A 17652-nucleotide genomic window follows, 5' to 3' on the forward strand; every position below is an offset into this window, starting at 1 on the left:
GCGTAAAACCCTTGTTATCAACGGGCATCGCCGGCTCCTTCAATCAAAAAGTTAATGAATGACTCACAACCAGCTTGACGGAGAGGGACGCTCTCTCACTTTCTTGAGGAAAGTGAGAGAGCGTTGGCCAAAATGCTGCATCAACTGAGAGAGCGTTTGGGGGTTAGGCTGCGTAGTCCCGCACGCCGGCGAGCTCGCCTTCCAGCGCGAGCAGCTGGCGTTCGACGGCGGCGGGTGCGGTGCCGCCCTGTGAGTTGCGGCTGTTGAGCGACCCTTCGGTGGACAGGACCGTGCGGACCTCCGGTGTCAGGTGCTCCGAGATGGCGGCGTATTCCTCATCCGTCAGGTCCCACAACTCCACGTCGCGGCTTTCGGCCTGCTTGACCGCTGCTCCGGAGAGCTCGTGCGCCTCGCGGAACGGAACGCCCTGGCGGACCAGCCACTCGGCAATGTCCGTGGCCAGCGCGAAGCCCTGCGGTGCCAGCGACTCCATCCGTTCCGTGTTGAACTTCAGCGTCGCGATCATGCCCGAGACAGCCGGAAGCAGCAGCTCCAGGGTGTCGGCGGCGTCGAAGACCGGCTCCTTGTCCTCCTGCAGGTCGCGGTTGTACGCGAGCGGCAGGCCCTTGAGCGTGGCCAGCAGCCCGGTCAGGTTGCCGATCAGGCGCCCTGCCTTGCCGCGGGCGAGCTCGGCGACATCGGGGTTCTTCTTCTGCGGCATGATCGAGGAACCGGTGGAGTAGGAATCGTGCAGGGTCACAAAGGAGAACTCCTTCGTGGCCCACAGGATGACTTCCTCCGAGACGCGGGACAAGTCCACGCCGATCATGGCCGTAACCCACGCGAACTCGGCGAAGACGTCGCGGGATGCGGTGCCGTCAATCGAGTTGTGGGTGGCGGAGAAGAAGCCCAGGTCTGCCGCGACGGCCTCCGGGTCGAGGCCCAGGGACGAGCCCGCGAGGGCGCCGGAGCCGTAAGGCGAAACCCCCGCACGCTTGTCCCAGTCCTGGAGCCGCTGCACATCGCGCAGCAGCGCCCAGGCATGGGCGAGCAGGTGGTGGCTGAGCAGGATGGGCTGGGCATGCTGCAGGTGTGTGCGGCCGGGCATGGCCACACCCTGATGGGCCTTGGCCTGCTCCACCAGGGCCTCGATGGTTGCCAGCACGCCGCGCGCGATGATCCGGGCGTGGTCACGCAGGAACATGCGGCCCAGCGTGGCCACCTGGTCGTTGCGGGACCGGCCGGCGCGGAGCTTGCCGCCCAGCTGGGTGCCGGCGCGCTCGATCAGGCCGCGTTCCAGTGACCCGTGCACGTCCTCGTCGGACTCGGCCGGCAGGTACGCGCCGGAGGCGACGTCGTCATCCAGCCGGCCCAGGGCGTCCAGCATGCCGTCGAGTTCGGCGTCGTCCAGCAGCCCGGCCTTGTGCAGCACGCGGGCGTGCGCTTTGGAGCCGGCGATGTCGTAGCGGGCCAGCCGCCAGTCAAAGTGCGTGGACTTGCTCAGGGCCGCGAGGGCGTCCGCGGGGCCGCCGGCGAACCGGCCGCCCCACAGTGCGCCGGTGTTGGTCGCGTCGGATTTCGGGGTTTCGACAGGCTCAACCACCGATATTTACTTTCCTGCGACGCGGATATCGCGGCCTGAGGCAACCTTGGCGGACATGCCCCACAGCTCGATGAAGCCGCGCGCCATGGACTGGTCGAACGTGTCGCCGGTGTCGTAGGTGGCGAGGTCGAAGTCGTAGAGCGAGGTCTCGGAGCGGCGGCCGTTGACGATCGCCTGTCCACCGTGCAGCACCATGCGGATGTCGCCGGTGACGTACTTCTGGGTGTCTTCGATGAACGCGTCCAGGGAGCGCTTGAGCGGTGAGAACCACTGGCCGTCGTAGACCAGCTCGGCCCAGCGCTGGCCAACAGAGGCCTTGAAGCGGGCCTGCTCGCGCTCGACGGTGATGTCCTCGAGGTGCTTGTGCGCGGTGATCAGCGCCATGGCACCGGGGGCTTCGTAGATTTCGCGGGACTTGATGCCCACGAGGCGGTCCTCGACGACGTCGATCCGGCCCACGCCCTGCGCGCCGGCACGGCGGTTCAGTTCCTTGATGGCCTGCAGCGGGGTGACCCGGACGCCGTCGATCGCTACCGGCACGCCGGCTTCGAAGGAAATGGTGACCTCATCCGGGGCCGGCGGGAACTCCGGCGTCGCGGTGTAGTCGTAGATGTCCTTGGTGGGCGCGTTCCAGATGTCCTCGAGGTAACCGGTTTCGACGGCGCGTCCCCAGACGTTCTGGTCGATCGAGTACGGGTTCTTCTTGGTGGTCTCGATCGGCAGTCCCTTTTCCTCGGCGAAGGCGATGGCCTTGTCGCGGGTGAGGGCGAGGTCGCGGACCGGTGCGATGCACTTCAGGTCCGGGCCGAGGGTCTGGATGCCCACCTCAAAGCGGACCTGGTCGTTGCCCTTGCCGGTGCAGCCGTGGGCCACGGTGGTGGCGCCGAATTCACGGGCGGCCTTGACCAGGTGCTTGACGATGACCGGCCGGGAGATGGCCGAAACCAGCGGGTAGTGGCCCTGGTAGAGGGCGTTGGCCTTCAGCGTGGGCATGCAATATTCGTTGGCGAACTCGTCGGACGCGTCGGCCACGTAGGCTTCGACGGCGCCGCAGCCGAGGGCGCGCTGGCGGATGGTCTCCAGCGACTCGCCGCCCTGTCCGACGTCGACCGCCACGGCGATGACCTCGGCACCGGTGGCTTCACCGATCCAGCCGATGGCCACGGAAGTATCGAGGCCACCGGAGTAGGCCAGAACAATGCGCTCAGTCACGAAAATGCTCCTAATTGGGGTTGTAGATGTTGATCGGGGAAATTCTTCAGGGAAAAACGTTCTGGGGAAAGCCTGTCACACCGGGAGCGTGTTCGGGCGGTGTGGGCCTACTGGCCGCCGCCGGCTTCCTCGGCGAGCTGCAGGAACCGGACCGCGAGGTCCTGCCCGCCCTGCGGATCCCGGGAAACCAGCAGCACGGTGTCGTCACCGGCAATGGTCCCCAGGATGGAGGGCATCACCGAGTGGTCAATGGCCAGGGCCAGGAAGTTGGCCGCACCGGGCGGGGTCCGGAGCACCGCGATGTTGGCCGAGGCTTCCGCCGTGACCAGGAGTTCACTGCACAGCCGGGCAAGCCGGGCATCCAGGATCTCCTGGCTGACCCCGCTCTTGGCCGCACGTTCGCCGCCCTCGCCGGGGACGGCGTAAACCAGCACGCCTTCCTTGCCGCGGACCCGGACGGCGCCGAGTTCCACGAGGTCCCGGGACAGCGTGGCCTGGGTGACCTGTACGCCGTCGTCCGCCAGCAAAGCGGCCAGCTCCGCCTGGGAGCGCACCGATTCACCCGTCAGGATGGCGGTGATGCGCGCCTGGCGGGCCGTTTTGGTGGCCGGGCTGGAGCCCGGCGATGCCGGCGGGACGGACACTAGTTGCCAACCTCCTGTGGCGCCAGCCCGTCCACCAGGGCCAGGCCTTCGACGACGGCGAGCCCGGACTGGTGCATCAGCCAGGCCATCAGGGCCTTCTGCGCGTGCAGCCGGTTCTCGGCTTCGTCCCACACGATCGACTGCGGGCCGTCGATGACGCCCGCCGAAATCTCGTAGCCGCGGTACGCGGGCAGGCAGTGAAGCACGACGGCGTCGTCCGCCGCGTGTGCCATGGCCGCCTCATCGACGGAGTACTCCCGGAACAGCTGCAGCCGGGCTTCCTTTTCGGTTTCCTGGCCCATGGAGACCCAGGTGTCCGTGGCCACAACGTCCGCACCCTTGAGGGCAGCGGCGGCGTCGGTGGTGACCAGCACGGAACCGCCGGTCTGGGCGGCTCGTTCCTCGGCCGCGGCCACGATGTCCGCGGCCGGGAGGTAGCCTTCCGGCCCGGCGATGCGGACGTGCATCCCCGCGGTGACGCCCGCCAGGAGATACGAGTTGGCCATGTTGTTCGCGGCGTCGCCCAGGTAGGTCATGGTGAGGCCCTTGAGTTCGCCCTTGTGCTCCTTCACGGCGAGCAGGTCGGCGAGGAGCTGGCAGGGGTGGTAGTCATCGCACAGGGCGTTGATGACCGGCACCTTGGAGTTTTCCGCCATCGCCACCAGGCCCGAGTGCGCCCCGGTGCGCCACACAATGGTGGAGACCATGCGCTCCAGGACCTTGGCGGTGTCCTCGACAGATTCCTTATGGCCGATCTGTGCCTCGCCGGGGTTGATGATCAGGGCGTTGCCGCCCATGTCCGCGATGCCCGTGGCGAACGAAACGCGCGTCCGGGTGGAGGTCTTGTCGAAGATGACGGCCACGGTCTTGCGGCCGTTCCCCTCTCCGGCGAAAGGCTGCACGCTGTAGGGCGCTGCCTTCATGCGGACGGCAAGATCCAGGACTTCGGCCTGCTCAGCGGGGCTGAGGTCCGTGTCCTTCAGGAAGTGGCGGGTGCTGTTGGGTGCTGTACCGGCGGAAGAAACTAAAGGGGTCACTGCGCGTCCTTAGCTGTCTGGAGGATTGCCGGGAGGGCGGCAAGGAAGGTGCCTGCCTGGTCTTGGGTGAGGATCAGCGGCGGGGCAAGCCGGATGGTGCGCGGGCCGGCGCTATTGACGATGAAGCCGGCGTCAAGGCCGGCGGTCACCACGACGGGGGCCACGTCGGAGTCCAGGTCGAAGCCGATGAGCAGGCCTTCGCCTCGGACTTCGGTGACGCCGTCGACGGCGGCGAGTCCGGCGCGGAGGTAGTCCCCCACGGCAGCAACATTTTCCAGTACCCGCTGGCTTTCGATCGCGTGCAGCGTGGCCAGCGCGGCCGCCGTCGCCACCGGGTTGCCGCCGAAGGTGGTGCCGTGCTGGCCTGCGGTCAGCAGCGACGACGTCTGCTCACCGAACGTGAGCAGCGCGCCGATGGGGAAGCCGCCGCCGAGGCCTTTGGCCAGGGTGATGGCGTCGGGAACAATCCCGGTGTCCTCCGTAGCGAGCCATTTGCCGGTGCGGCCGATTCCGGTCTGGACCTCGTCCAGGATCAGCAGGGCGCCGGCCTTGGTGGTGGCCTCGCGGGCTGCCTTCAGGTAGCCCGGGGGCAGTGGACGTACTCCGGCTTCGCCCTGGATGGGCTCCAGGAAGACAGCGGCCACGGTCTCGTCAACTGCGGCTTCGAGGGCGTCAATGTCTCCGAACGGGATGTGGACCACACCGCCGGGCAGCGGCTCGAACGGTGCGCGGTAGGCTTCCTTGGCGGTCAGGGCCAGGGCACCCATGGTGCGGCCGTGGAAGGCACCTTCCAGGGCGATGATCTTGGTGCGCTTGCCCGCGGCGCCGTCCGGGCCCGTGCCATTGCGCCGCGCCAGTTTGAAGGCGGCCTCGACCGCTTCGGTTCCCGAGTTGGCGAAGAAAACCTTGGAGCCCGCCGGGGCGTGCGTCAGTGACAGCAGCTTTTCGGCCAGCGCGATCTGGGTGGGGCTGGTGAAGAAATTGGAGACGTGCCCCAGCGTGGCCAGCTGGCTGGAAATCACTGAGGTGACAAACGGGTGGGCGTGGCCCAGGGCATTGACGGCGATACCGCCGAGCAGGTCCAGGTATTCCTTGCCGTCGGCGTCCCAGACCAGGCAGCCGGCACCGCGGACCAGGACACGCTGCGGGGTACCAAAAACGCCCATCAGGGACGTGGCGTAGCGCTTTAGCCAATCAGCTCCGCTGGTGTGGCCAACGAGCGCGCTTGCGGCGGCCTCCGCAACGGAATGGCTTAGTTCTGTGTCGGTCACGATGCTTTCACTTCCTCGTCGGGCACGACCTGCGTGCCGATGCCCGCCGTCGTGAATGTTTCCAGGAGCATGGAATGCGGCAGACGGCCGTCCACGATGTGCGCGCGTTCCACTCCGCCGTCAATCGCCTTGAGGCATGCCTCCATCTTGGGGATCATGCCCGATTCCAAGGAGGGCAGCAGCTGGCGCAGCTCCGAGGCCGTGAGGGAGGAGATGAGCGAGGACCGGTCCGGCCAGTTGGCGTACAGTCCTTCGACGTCGGTGAGGATCACCAGTTTGGACGCCCCCAACGCTTCGGCCAGGGCCGCCGCAGCAGTATCCGCGTTGACGTTCAGGACCTGGCCTGTGGTCTGGACCTCTCCGGCTGCCGTTTCGACGCCGTCGGACTCGATTTCTGGGGCCACGGTGGAGATCACGGGAATTCGGCCGGCGGCCAGGATGTCCAGGATGCCCTCGGGGTTGACGCCGACAACTTCGCCCACCAGGCCCAGGTCCACTTCCTCGCCGTCAATGACAGTGCCGGTCCGGACGGCGCGGAGCAGACCGCCGTCTTCGCCGGACATTCCCACGGCGTAGGGGCCGTGGGAATTGATCAGGCCCACCAGTTCGCGGCCCACCTGGCCGGTGAGGACCATCCGGACCACGTCCATGGCCTCGGGGGTGGTGACGCGGAGGCCGCCTTTGAACTCGGACTCGATTCCCAGCCGCGCCAGCATGGAGTTGATCTGGGGGCCGCCGCCGTGGACCACCACGGGGTGGATGCCCACATGGTGCAGGAACACCACGTCTTCAGCGAACGCACGGCGCAGTTCGTCATTGACCATGGCGTTGCCGCCGTATTTGATCACCATGGTGGTGCCGGCGAACCGCTGGATCCAAGGGAGCGCCTCGATCAGCGTGCCGGCCTTGCTTTGGGCATCACTCATGGACGTCGTTTCACGGGTCTGGGTGTTCATGCGTGCAGTATCTCCAGGATTGCTGGTGGATCTAGCTTGAGGATCAGCTCGAGTAGGCGCTGTTCTCGTGGACGTAGTCGTGGGTGAGGTCGTTGGTCCAGATGGTGGCTTCGGCGTCACCGGACTGAAGGTCAATTTCCACCAGGACTTCGCGGGGTTCCAGGTCAACCAGGTTTCGGTCGTCACCGATGCTGCCGTTGCGGCAGATCTGGATGCCGTTGATGGCGACGTTCAGCTGGTCCGGTTCGAACTCGGCGTCCGTGGTGCCCACGGCGGACAATACGCGGCCCCAGTTGGGGTCCTTGCCGAAGATGGCTGCCTTGAACAGGTTGGACCGGGCCACGGAGCGGCTGACGGTTTCGGCGTCCCGCTCGCTGGCCGCGTTGAAGGTACGGATGGCGATGTCATGGCTGGCGCCTTCGGCGTCCCCGATCAGCTTGCGCGCCAGTTCGGCGCACACCTGGGTCAGCCCGGCACCAAAGGTTTCCGCGGACGGGACGGCGCCGGAAGCGCCGGAAGCCAGCAACACCACGGTGTCATTGGTGGACATGCAGCCGTCCGAATCAGCCCGGTCGAAGGTGACGCGCGTGGCATCGCGGAGGACGACGTCGAGCATTTCCGCTTCGACGTCGGCGTCGGTGGTGAGGACCACCAGCATGGTGGCCAGACCGGGTGCCAGCATGCCCGCGCCCTTGGCGATGCCGCCGATGGTGAACTCCTGGCCGTCGGCGTCCGTGCCGATGAACAGCGCGGACTTGGGCACCGAGTCTGTGGTCATGATGGCGTTGGCCGCATCCGGCCCACCGTCCGTGCTGAGCGCTGCCGAGGCAGCTTCGACGCCCGGGAGGATCTTGTCCATGGGCAACTGCTCGCCGATCAGGCCGGTGGAACAGACAAACACGTCCGTCGCCGAGATGCCGAGGACCGCGGCCACTTTTTCGGCCGTGCTGTGGGTGTTCTGGAACCCTTGGGGACCGGTGCAGGCATTGGCACCGCCGGAGTTGAGGACCACTGCGTCCACACGGCCGTCCGAGACGACCTGGCGGGACCAGTGGACGGGAGCCGCGGCCACACGGTTGCTGGTGAAGACGGCGGCCGCCGCCTTGGACGGGCCATCGTTGACGACCAGGGCGAAGTCCGGCTTACCGGACGTCTTCAGGCCGGCGGTGACGCCTGCGGCGCGGAATCCCAGGGGGGCGGTAACGGTCACGGCGCAACTCCCTGCAGGTTGAGGCCGGCGGTTTCCGGCAGGCCAAGGGCAATGTTCATGGACTGCACGGCGCCGCCGGCAGTTCCCTTGGTCAGGTTATCAATGACGCATGTCACAACCACGCGGCCCGTGTGCTCATCCAGCGCCAACTGCATGGCCGCGTGGTTGGAGCCCTGGACCGACTTGGTGGCGGGCCACTGCCCTTCCGGCAGGAGGTGGACAAACGGTTCGTCGTCGTAGGCATCAGCCCACGCCTGGCGGAGGTCCGCCGCCGAGGTGCCGGGCTTGACCTTCGCGGTGGCAGTGGTGAGGATGCCGCGGCTCATAGGCGCGAGCGTCGGGGTGAAGGACACCGTGACACTCTCGCCGGCAGCATTGGAGAGGCCCTGTTCAATCTCGGGGGTGTGGCGGTGGCCGCCGCCCACGCCGTACGGGCTCATGGAGCCCATCACCTCAGAACCGATGAGGTTCACCTTCGCGGCCTTGCCCGCACCCGAGGTGCCGGAGGCGGAAATGATCACGACGTCGTCGGGCTGGAGCATTTTGGCGGCGAACCCGGGCGCCAGTGCCAGGAGGGCCGACGTCGGGTAGCAGCCCGGGACGGCGATCCGCGTGGCGCCCTTGAGGGCCTCGCGCTGGCCGGGGAGCTCCGGCAGACCGTAGGGCCACGTTCCGGCGTGGGCCGAGCCGTAGAATTTTTCCCACGCGGTTGGATCCTCGAGGCGGTGGTCTGCGCCGGCGTCGATCACAACTGTGCCTTCGGGGAGCTGTGCCGCGATCTCGGCGGAAGCACCGTGCGGAAGTGCCAGGAACACCACATCGTGCCCGGAGAGATTCTCCACGGTGGTGTCTTCCAGGATGCGGCTGGCCAGTCCGTGCAGGTGCGGCTGCAGCTCGCCAAGGCGGGAGCCTGCGTTGCTGTGCGCGGTGATGGCACCGATGGTCACGTCCGGATGTCCCGCCAGGAGCCGCAGGACTTCTCCCCCGGCGTAGCCGCTGGCACCGGAGACGGCAACAGAAATAGTCATGCCGTGAATCTTACAGCAAAAGTATTCAGTGTGCCCGATATTTATGCATCGATGTCGGCATCGATTCCCCGGGGGCCGCTGGACAAGCAGGCGTAAGATGGGGTGAGGGTGATCATGACCGTGCAGTCCGAATGTCGGCTGCAGCGTTGCCCGAAACAGTTACGAGGCCCCGCTCCATGACCACCACCCTTCCCACGTCAGAGCGCCCAAAATCGCGTGTCCGGCAGCCCAACGCCGTTGTCCTGAGCTATTCGGAGCTGTTAAAGAGCGTCAAGGCTGAAGGCCTGCTGGAACGCCGCGTCGGTTTCTACATCACGCTCTTTGCCAGCCTGGTACTCCTCATGGCCGCCACCTGGTTCGGTTTTGCCCTGATCGGCGACAGCTGGTTCCAGCTCCTCATCGCCGCGGCCGTCGGGGTCCTCTGCACACAGCTGAGTTTCCTGGCCCACGAGGCCGGGCACCGCCAGATCTTCGCGTCGCGCCGGGCCAACGACTGGACCGCCCGGATCCTGGCCACCTCGGTTGCCGGCATGAGCTATTCCTGGTGGGAGCAGAAGCACGGCGCCCACCACAACCACCCCAACGTCATTTCGAAGGATCCTGACATTGCCACGGGGGCCATCGCCTTCCACACCGAAGGTGCCGCCACGCGGCAGGGCAGGTTTTCGTTCCTGACCCGCAAGCAGGGCTGGTTCTTCTTCCCGCTACTGTTCCTTGTTGGCCTGGGGCTGCAGATCGATTCCGTGAAGTTCGTCTTCCGCCGGGCCAAGGTGACACACCGATGGGTAGAGCTTCCCATTTTGCTGGTCCGGCTTAGCCTCCTGCCCGTGCTGGCCTTCACGTTCCTGCCGCTCGGAATGGCGTTCGCGTTCATCGGCGTGCAGCTCGCCGTCTTCGGTTTCTACATGGGTGCTTCCTTCGCGCCGAACCACAAGGGCATGCCGGTCCTGCCCGCGGACAGCCGCGTGGACTTCTTCAGCCGCCAGGTCCTGACGTCACGGAACATCTCCGGTGGCCGGTTTATGGACATCCTGCTCGGCGGCCTGAATCGCCAGGCTGAGCACCACCTCTTCCCGGACATGGCACGCCCCCAGCTGGATAAGGCAGCCAAGATTGTCCGCGAGTACTGCAAGAAGCACCAGGTTCCCTACACGGAAACCACGCTGCTGCAGTCCTACGGCATCATCGTCCGATACCTGAACGATGTAGGCCTTGCTGCAGGACGCCACTTCGAGTGCCCCATGGCAACGGTGACCCGGCGGTTCTAGCACGCACCCCGAGCCACGCGGGCTCCCCCGAATGACTCTGCCCCGTATGACCCGAAGCGACGGCCGGCTACCGGCCGTCGCTTCGTCGTCGGTAGCGGTATCCCTAGGATGGTCAGAGACACCGGCCGCGGGAAACCCCCGCCCGGAGAGGAGACCTTTTTATGCAAGCCATCGTTGCCCGCCAGTCCGGAGGTCCGGAAGTCCTCGAGATCGCCGAGGTGGACCGACCGACGCCGGGTCCCGGCCAGTTGCTCATCAAGGTGGCGGCAGCCGGGGTGAACTTCATCGACACCTACCAGCGCGGGGGCATGTACCAGGTCCCGTTCCCCTTTACGCCTGGCTCGGAAGCCGCTGGGACTGTAGAAGAGCTCGGCGAAGGCACCGAAAACTTCGCAGTCGGCAGCAGGGTGGCCACGGCCGAGGCCACTAAATGCTACGCCGGCTACGCGGTGCTCGATGCGGCCAAGGCACTTCCGGTGCCGGACGGCGTCGACGACCTAACGGCGGCTGCCTTGCCGCTCCAAGGCATGACCGCCCACTACCTCATCAATTCCTCCTTCAAGGTCGAACCGGGCCACACAGTACTGACGCACGCGGGTGCCGGCGGCGTCGGCCTGCTGCTGATCCAGCTGCTGAAGGAGAGGGGCGCCCGTGTCATCACTACGGTTTCCTCGGAGGCCAAGGAAGAACTTGCCCGCGACGCCGGGGCCGACCATGTGCTGCGGTACGAGGGCTTCCCCCACCATGTCCGCGAACTCACCAACGGGAAGGGCGTGGACGTGGTGTACGACGGCGTCGGCCGGAACACCTTTGACGGGTCCCTCTCCTGCCTCCGCACACGAGGCATGCTGGTCCTGTTCGGGGCAGCCTCCGGGGCCGTTCCGCCGGTGGATCCGCAGCGCCTCAACGCCGGCGGTTCGCTGACGCTGACGCGTCCGTCCCTAGCCCACTTCCTGCTCAACGAGCAGGAGCGCCGCTGGCGCTCGGCGGAGATCTTCGCCGCCGCAGAAAAGGGGCACTTGAACGTACGGATCGGCGCCACCTACCCACTGGCCGAGGCACGGCGTTCCCATGAGGACCTCGAGGGCCGGCGCACCACGGGCAAGGTCCTGCTGGTTCCCTAATGGATACAGGCAGCGCGCGTGAACAGAACATGAATATTCAACTAATTCTGGACACCTTGCGTTCACTCTACTCAGGCAGAATCCGTCCGTGAGTGAGCATCAGTCAAACGTCGTAGCATCCCTGCCGGAGGATCCCTACCGCCCCCAGCTGGCCGGTTTTCCTCTGGCCCCGCCCGAGCGGACCCTCATGGCCATCCTGGCGGACTCGGCGGCACGTTTCCCGGAGGCCTCAGCGCTCGACGACGGCCGGCGTTCGCTGAGCTACGCCGACCTGATGACCGCGGTCCGGGCCAAAGGACGGGAGCTCCAGGCCGCCGGGCTGGGCGCCGGCGACAGGATAGGTGTGCGCATTCCGTCCGGGACCAGCGAGCTCTACATCTCGATTCTCGCTATCCTGCACATCGGTGCCGCCTACGTTCCTGTGGACGCTGACGACCCTGAGGAACGTGCCCGGCTCGTTTTCGGTGAGGCTGGCGTAGCCGCAGTGCTCACGGGTGAGGCTGGCGTAGCCGCAGTGCTCGCGGGTGAGGCTGGCGTAGCCGCAGTGCTCACGGGTGGGGCCGCGGTCTCCGTCCCTGACTCCCCGGAACGCGGTGAAGCCGAGCATCGTGATGCCGAAGGCCGTTCCGCCGAGCCCGGCGATGACGCGTGGGTGATCTTTACCTCCGGTTCCACCGGCACGCCCAAGGGCGTCGCGGTCCAGCACCGCTCCGCCGCCGCCTTTGTTGACGCCGAAGCCCGGATCTTCCTGCAGGCGGAGCCCCTCGGCCCGCAGGACAGGGTACTGGCAGGGCTTTCGGTCGCCTTTGATGCCTCGTGTGAGGAAATGTGGCTTGCCTGGCGTCACGGCGCCTGCCTGGTGCCCGCACCGCGGGCCCTGGTCAGGACCGGAACGGACCTCGGCCCGTGGCTCATCAGCCACGGCATCACCGCAGTGTCCACCGTTCCTACGTTGGCTGCCCTCTGGCCGGCCGAGTCCTTGGAGAGCGTCCGGCTCCTGATTTTCGGCGGCGAGGCCTGCCCGCCCGAGCTGGCCGAGCGGCTTGCCATCCCGGGCCGTGAAGTCTGGAACACCTACGGCCCCACGGAGGCCACGGTAGTGGCCTGCGCGGCTCCCCTGGGTGGCCCCGGTCCAGTCCGGATCGGACTGCCCCTGGACGGCTGGGACCTGGCCGTGGTGGATGCTGAAGGACTGCCCGTCGGCGAAGGGGAGATCGGCGAACTGATCATCGGCGGCGTCGGACTGGCCCGTTACCTTGACCCGGACAAGGACCGGGAGAAGTACGCGCCCATGCCGTCCTTCGGCTGGGATCGCGCCTACCGTTCAGGCGACCTGGTCCGCTACGAAGCCGCCGGACTGATCTTTATGGGCCGCGCCGACGAACAGGTCAAGCTCGGTGGCCGCCGGATCGAACTGGGCGAAATTGACGCCGCCCTGCAGGCCCTCCCGCACGTTGCCGGAGCTGCCGCGGCAGTACGGACAACCGCTGCGGGCAACCAGATCCTGGTGGGCTACCTGGCCGCCGCGGACGCTGACCTGGATCTGGCGGCCGCCCGCGAGCTCCTGGCAGAGAGCCTCCCCGCGCCCCTCATTCCGCTGCTGACCGTCGTCGACTCCCTGCCCACCAAGACCAGCGGCAAGGTGGACCGCCACGCCCTGCCCTGGCCGCTGAGCGGGACCGGTGCGGCGGAGGCCGACGCTGCCCCCTTGAACCTCCCCGAAGATGCCTCCTGGGTGGCCGAACAGTGGACTGCAGTCCTTGGCAGCACCGTAACAAGCCTCGACGCCGACTTTTTCGCCTATGGCGGCGGCTCCCTGTCCGCTGCCCAGCTGGTCTCCGCCCTCAGGGTCCGGTACCCGACCATCACGGTCGCCGACATTTATGCCACACCCAGGATCGGTGCTCTGATTGATGCGGCCCGCCAGACCCTTCCCGACGGAGTGGCCACCGGGCCGGCGCCGTCCCGGACTGTACGCCCCACCGCGTTTAAGTCCCAGGTCTTCCAGACGCTGATGGGCATTCCCTTGCACATCCTGGTGGGGATGCGCTGGCTGACCTACCTCATGGCGGCTAACAACGTGCTGGCCGCATTGGCCGGCTTCAGCGCTGCCCCCACAGTTTCCTGGTGGTGGGTGGCCGCCTCCTGGCTCGTCTTCGTCTCCCCGGCCGGCCGTATGCTGATTTCCGTGGCCGCGGCCCGGATGCTGCTCCGGAAGGTGGGGCCGGGAACGTACCCGCGCTCCGGACGGGTGCACGTGCGCCTCTGGCTGGCCGAACAGATCCAGGACCTCGCCGGGGCCATCAGCCTCGCCAGCGCACCATGGGTGCCGTACTACGCCCGGGCGTTGGGCGCCAAGATCGGCAACAACGTCCAACTGCACTCACTGCCGCCTGTCACCGGGATGCTTTCCCTCGGCAGCGGCTCCAACGTCGAGCCTGAAGTGGATCTTTCCGGTTGGTGGATCGACGGGGACATCGTCCACATCGGGGCCGTCCATATCGGGGCAGGAGCCAGCGTCGGGGCGCGCAGCACGCTGATGCCCGGCGCTTCCATCGGCGCCGGAGCCCAGGTGGAGCCCGGCTCGGCCGTCCTCGGCAAAGTAAAGGCCGGCCACCACGTGGCCGGCTCCCCCGCCGAGCGCCGGGGCAAGGCCAAGCACTCGCTGCCGGACACTCCTGCCGAACATCGGCTGATTGGCCGGCTCTGGTTCGCCGGATTCGCCATGGCTTCAGCCGTGCTGGCCCTGATCCCTTACGTCTCCGCCGCCGCCGCGGCACTGGTGGTCTTTGCCTTTATCCAAGGCAGCGAATCGCTCTCCGCAGCCGTCCCGCAACTCCTGCAGGCCCTCGCACCCGCGGCCCTCGTGTGGTTCGTCGTCAACCTCCTGCTGATTTTGGTCACCACCCGGATGCTCGGCACCGGCCTGGCGGAGGGCTACTACCGCGTCCGCAGCCGGATCGGCTGGCAGGTCTGGGCCACGGAACGTGTGCTGGACCTGGCCCGCGACCTGCTCTTCCCCGTTTATGCCAGTCTCTTCACTCCGGTCTGGCTGCGCCTGCTGGGCGCCAAGATCGGCAAGAACGTCGAAGCCTCCACGGTCCTGCTCATCCCCAAGATGACCACCGTGGGCGAGGGCGCCTTCCTGGCCGACGACACCATGGTGGCCTCCTACGAGCTCGACGGCGGGTGGCTGCGGATTGCGCCCGCGAAGATCGGCAAGCGCTCCTTCCTGGGCAACTCGGGCATGACCGCTGCCGGCAGGAATGTCCCCAAGAACTCACTCGTCGCCGTCCTGTCGGCCACACCGGCCAAAGCCAAGTCCGGGACCTCCTGGTTGGGCAGCCCGCCTGTGCGGCTCCGGCGCACCGCCATCGCCTCGGACGACACCCGCACGTACCAGCCGCCGCTGCGGCTCAAGTTTGCCCGCTGCCTCTGGGAACTGGGCCGCTTCATCCCCGTGGTGGTAACGGTGGCGATCGCCGCCGGCGTGATGCTTGCTTTTGACTGGCTGGCCGCCGCCTACAACTACGGGATTGCCGCAGCCCTGGGCGGCGTCGTGATGCTGCTGGCGGGCGCGGTTGCCGCCGGCAGCGCCGTCGTCGCCAAGTGGGTCCTCGTGGGCCGGATCCGTGCCGGCGAGCACCCGCTCTGGAGCTCCTTCATTTGGCGCAACGAGGTGGTCGATACGTTTATCGAAATGGTCAGCGCCCCCTGGTTCGCGCGGGCAGCCACCGGGACCCCGGCCCTGGTCTGGTGGCTCCGGGCGCTCGGCGCCCGGATCGGCCGCGGCACGTGGTGCGAAAGCTACTGGCTTCCCGAAGCGGACCTGGTCACCCTCGGGCGGAACTCCACCGTCAACCGTGGCTGTGTGGTCCAAACCCACCTGTTCCATGACCGGGTCATGAGCCTGGACACTGTTACCCTCGAAGACGGAGCAACCATGGGCCCCCACGGCGTCATCCTGCCGCAGGCGAGCATCGGCAGCGGTGGAACTGTAGGACCGGCCTCGCTGGTGATGCGGGGCGAATCCGTTCCCGCCGCGACCTATTGGATGGGCAACCCGGTGAGCCCCTGGAGCGGTCCCGCAGCGTCCGCTCCCAAACCACGCTAGCCCCGCAGTACCAGCTGTCCTGCCGCCCTACGCTGATCGGAAAGACCGTCTTATGAGTTCCCCCGCACCGAGCCCCACGGCCGCCAGTAACGGCCCTGCACGCACCTCGGAGCACGGCGCATCTTCGCCCGACCCCTATATGCCCGGCCATGGCACAAACGCGTACAAGGTCAGCCGCTACGAACTGGACCTTGACTACAAGCTCAGCAGTAACCGCCTGAACGGGCGCGCGGTCCTGACCGCCGTCACCCAGTACGCGACGGCGGCCCTCGTACTGGACCTGATCGGGCTCCGGGCCACGAAGATCCAGCTCAGCGGGCGCCGGGTAAAAAAGTTCAGCCAGCGCGCCGGGCAGTTGGTCATTGTGCCCGAGGCCGCGCTGCCCGCGGGCGAGGAATTTACCCTCGACATCCGCTACGAAGGCAACCCCGGTCCCCGGCGCGGGTTCTGGGGCGAGGTGGGCTGGGAGGAACTCACCGACGGCGTCCTTGTGGCCGGCCAGCCGAACGGCGCCGCCTCCTGGTTCCCGTGCAACGACCACCCCGGTGACAAGGCCAGCTACCGGATCAGTGTGACCACCGACGCCAATTACCGGGCCGTGTGTAACGGCACCCTGATCTCCCACACCAGCAGGGCCAGCCGCGAGACCTGGGTCTACGAACAGGCCGAGCCCATGGCCACCTACCTGGCCACGGTCCAGATCGGCCGCTATGAGTTCCTCGCCCTGACTCCCTTCCCCGTGGACGGGCAGGTTCCGCAGTTCGCCGCCGTCCCGGCGCTGCTGGTCGACACGGCCCGCGAAGGCCTGGCCAGGCAGCCTGAGATGATGCGCACCTTTGCCAGCTGTTTCGGCCCCTACCCTTTCCCGGAATACTCCGTGGTGGTGACCGAAGACGAGCTGGAAATACCGCTTGAAGCGCAGACGCTCTCCATTCTGGGCCGGAACCACCTGACGCAGGAGTGGGAATCCCAGCGGCTCATCGCCCACGAGCTCGCGCACCAGTGGTTCGGGAACTCCCTCACTGCCGCATCATGGTCGGACATCTGGCTCCACGAGGGCTTCGCCTGCTATGCGGAGTGGATCTGGTCGGAGGAGGCGGGCGTCCTCCCTGTCGCGGACCGGGCCGCCGCAGCCTGGCGGAAACTGGCCGCCGGCAGCCAGGACATTATCGTGGGCGACCCCGGGCCCGAGCTAATGTTTGATGACCGCGTCTACAAGCGGGGAGCCTTGGCCCTGCATGCCCTGCGGGTCCGGTGCGGCGACCTGGCATTCTTTGCGTTGCTGCACGACTGGACAGATGCCCACCGTCACGGTTCAGTTTCCACGGCGGCCTTTATTCTCGCCGCGGACCGGGCAACCGGACTGGACACCGAGGCGCTGCTGCACCCGTGGCTGCTCGAGGCCGCCCTTCCGCCGCTGCCGGTGCGCTGACCAGCAAGTGCGGTGACGGGCAAGTGCGCTGACAACAACGTCGCTAGCTGCCGGTGCGCGAAACCGCGACGGCGGCGCGAAAGTTGAGCGGGAGGCCCGCCTCGCCGGCGGCCAGGTCCCGGATTTCCGGGCGCGACAAAACGTCGAGCGTGTCCGGCGCCGTGGCGAGACCGTCGCCCGTCATCTTGAGCCAGGCTTCCTTACGCGCCCAGAGCCTTGCCCGCTCCTGCAGCAGCAAAGGCCCGGCCAGCCCGGTTAGGGCCGCGCGCTCCGCGGTGGTGAGCGCCACGCCGTCGAACCCCTCAAAGGCCATGCCGGACGGGTCCCCCAGGTCCAGGCCCATCGTGACTCCGGCCGGTGGATCCACCACGGCGCCCAACAGGATCCACCCGGAACTCCGGGACAGGCTCAGCGCGAGCGGCACCGGCTCTCCCCTGAGCGTATAACCCGGCCTGCCGTGCGATAGCTCGGGGCCGGAGCCGCACCGGGGGCAGCTGAAGTGAGTGGTGAGGTCCGACGCCGGGACGTCCAGCAGTTCTGCTGCGAACCTTCGCAGGGCACGCCGGCCAGCGACAAAAACGGCCCGCGGGCCGGGTGCCAGGGCAGCTGCTCGGGCCAGCTCGGCGGGCCCCAGCACTACTGACTGGTGGCCCGCCGTCGGGTCCTGCCCTTCGGATACGCCGGGAGGGCAGGAACGCAGGACCGGCACTGGCGCCACCGGCCCCGCCCCCACCAGCCCTGCCATCCGGATCC

At 67.3% G+C, this 17652-nt stretch carries 13 protein-coding genes; 4 read left to right on the top strand and 9 right to left on the bottom strand.

Annotated elements, in window-relative coordinates:
- Positions 1 to 163: 163 nt before the first annotated feature.
- The 8 genes from argH to argC all read right to left on the bottom strand — a co-directional run bounded on the left by argH (position 164) and on the right by argC (position 8961).
- The gene (gene argH, locus ACX80X_RS00005) at positions 164 to 1603 is read right to left on the bottom strand and encodes an argininosuccinate lyase (RefSeq protein ID WP_252602035.1); all 1440 of its coding nucleotides are present in this window, start codon (positions 1601 to 1603) and stop codon (positions 164 to 166) included.
- Positions 1604 to 1609: 6 nt separating this feature from the next.
- Entirely contained in the window at positions 1610 to 2815 is a 1206-nt protein-coding gene (locus tag ACX80X_RS00010; protein ID WP_252602038.1) for an argininosuccinate synthase, read from the bottom strand.
- A gap of 107 nt (positions 2816 to 2922) precedes the next feature.
- On the bottom strand, positions 2923 to 3459 hold the full coding sequence (locus tag ACX80X_RS00015; RefSeq protein WP_056343008.1) for an arginine repressor: 537 nt from the start codon (positions 3457 to 3459) through the stop codon (positions 2923 to 2925).
- On the bottom strand, positions 3459 to 4496 hold the full coding sequence (gene argF / locus ACX80X_RS00020) for an ornithine carbamoyltransferase (RefSeq protein WP_252602045.1): 1038 nt from the start codon (positions 4494 to 4496) through the stop codon (positions 3459 to 3461). The genes ACX80X_RS00015 and argF overlap by 1 nt, the downstream gene beginning before the upstream one ends.
- Positions 4493 to 5767: an acetylornithine transaminase gene (locus tag ACX80X_RS00025; protein ID WP_252611260.1), complete on the bottom strand. Its 1275-nt coding sequence runs from the start codon at positions 5765 to 5767 to the stop codon at positions 4493 to 4495. The genes argF and ACX80X_RS00025 overlap by 4 nt, the downstream gene beginning before the upstream one ends.
- Entirely contained in the window at positions 5764 to 6723 is a 960-nt protein-coding gene (argB, locus tag ACX80X_RS00030; protein ID WP_459310921.1) for an acetylglutamate kinase, read from the bottom strand. Before argB ends, ACX80X_RS00025 begins: the two co-directional genes overlap by 4 nt.
- Before the next feature lie 43 nt (positions 6724 to 6766).
- Positions 6767 to 7933 carry a bifunctional glutamate N-acetyltransferase/amino-acid acetyltransferase ArgJ gene (argJ, locus tag ACX80X_RS00035; RefSeq protein WP_459310923.1) on the bottom strand — a complete coding sequence of 389 codons (1167 nt, stop codon included), beginning with the start codon at positions 7931 to 7933 and terminating at the stop codon, positions 6767 to 6769.
- A complete protein-coding gene (argC, locus tag ACX80X_RS00040; protein ID WP_252602056.1) occupies positions 7930 to 8961 on the bottom strand; it encodes an N-acetyl-gamma-glutamyl-phosphate reductase in 1032 nt (343 codons plus the stop codon). The genes argJ and argC overlap by 4 nt, the downstream gene beginning before the upstream one ends.
- A gap of 176 nt (positions 8962 to 9137) precedes the next feature.
- On the opposite strand from argC, the gene ACX80X_RS00045 reads away from it, so the two are divergent.
- From ACX80X_RS00045 to ACX80X_RS00060, 4 genes are all read left to right on the top strand, one after another.
- Positions 9138 to 10229, top strand: a complete 1092-nt coding sequence (locus tag ACX80X_RS00045; protein WP_104063390.1) for a fatty acid desaturase family protein — start codon at positions 9138 to 9140, stop codon at positions 10227 to 10229.
- A 161-nt stretch (positions 10230 to 10390) separates the two neighbouring features.
- Positions 10391 to 11353, top strand: coding sequence for a quinone oxidoreductase family protein (locus ACX80X_RS00050; RefSeq protein ID WP_252611248.1), 963 nt, complete (start codon positions 10391 to 10393; stop codon positions 11351 to 11353).
- 187 nt (positions 11354 to 11540) lie between these two features.
- Positions 11541 to 15467 carry a Pls/PosA family non-ribosomal peptide synthetase gene (locus ACX80X_RS00055; RefSeq protein WP_459310986.1) on the top strand — a complete coding sequence of 1309 codons (3927 nt, stop codon included), beginning with the start codon at positions 11541 to 11543 and terminating at the stop codon, positions 15465 to 15467.
- A gap of 52 nt (positions 15468 to 15519) precedes the next feature.
- Positions 15520 to 16899 carry a M1 family metallopeptidase gene (locus tag ACX80X_RS00060; protein ID WP_252611246.1) on the top strand — a complete coding sequence of 460 codons (1380 nt, stop codon included), beginning with the start codon at positions 15520 to 15522 and terminating at the stop codon, positions 16897 to 16899.
- 43 nt (positions 16900 to 16942) lie between these two features.
- Here ACX80X_RS00060 and ACX80X_RS00065 read toward each other — a convergent pair whose 3' ends face one another.
- Positions 16943 to 17644, bottom strand: coding sequence for a 4'-phosphopantetheinyl transferase family protein (locus tag ACX80X_RS00065; RefSeq protein WP_252602062.1), 702 nt, complete (start codon positions 17642 to 17644; stop codon positions 16943 to 16945).
- Positions 17645 to 17652 lie beyond the last annotated feature (8 nt).

Source organism: Pseudarthrobacter sp. MDT3-1 (assembly GCF_054510755.1).

Bases quoted from the DNA above. Each gene is read 5' to 3' on its own strand.
- argB (WP_459310921.1), bottom strand. From the start codon at position 6,723: ATGAACACCCAGACCCGTGAAACGACGTCCATGAGTGATGCCCAAAGC.
- argC (WP_252602056.1), bottom strand. From the start codon at position 8,961: ATGACTATTTCTGTTGCCGTCTCCGGTGCCAGCGGCTACGCCGGGGGA.
- ACX80X_RS00045 (WP_104063390.1), top strand. From the start codon at position 9,138: ATGACCACCACCCTTCCCACGTCAGAGCGCCCAAAATCGCGTGTCCGG.
- ACX80X_RS00050 (WP_252611248.1), top strand. From the start codon at position 10,391: ATGCAAGCCATCGTTGCCCGCCAGTCCGGAGGTCCGGAAGTCCTCGAG.
- ACX80X_RS00055 (WP_459310986.1), top strand. From the start codon at position 11,541: ATGGCCATCCTGGCGGACTCGGCGGCACGTTTCCCGGAGGCCTCAGCG.
- ACX80X_RS00060 (WP_252611246.1), top strand. From the start codon at position 15,520: ATGAGTTCCCCCGCACCGAGCCCCACGGCCGCCAGTAACGGCCCTGCA.
- ACX80X_RS00065 (WP_252602062.1), bottom strand. From the start codon at position 17,644: ATGGCAGGGCTGGTGGGGGCGGGGCCGGTGGCGCCAGTGCCGGTCCTG.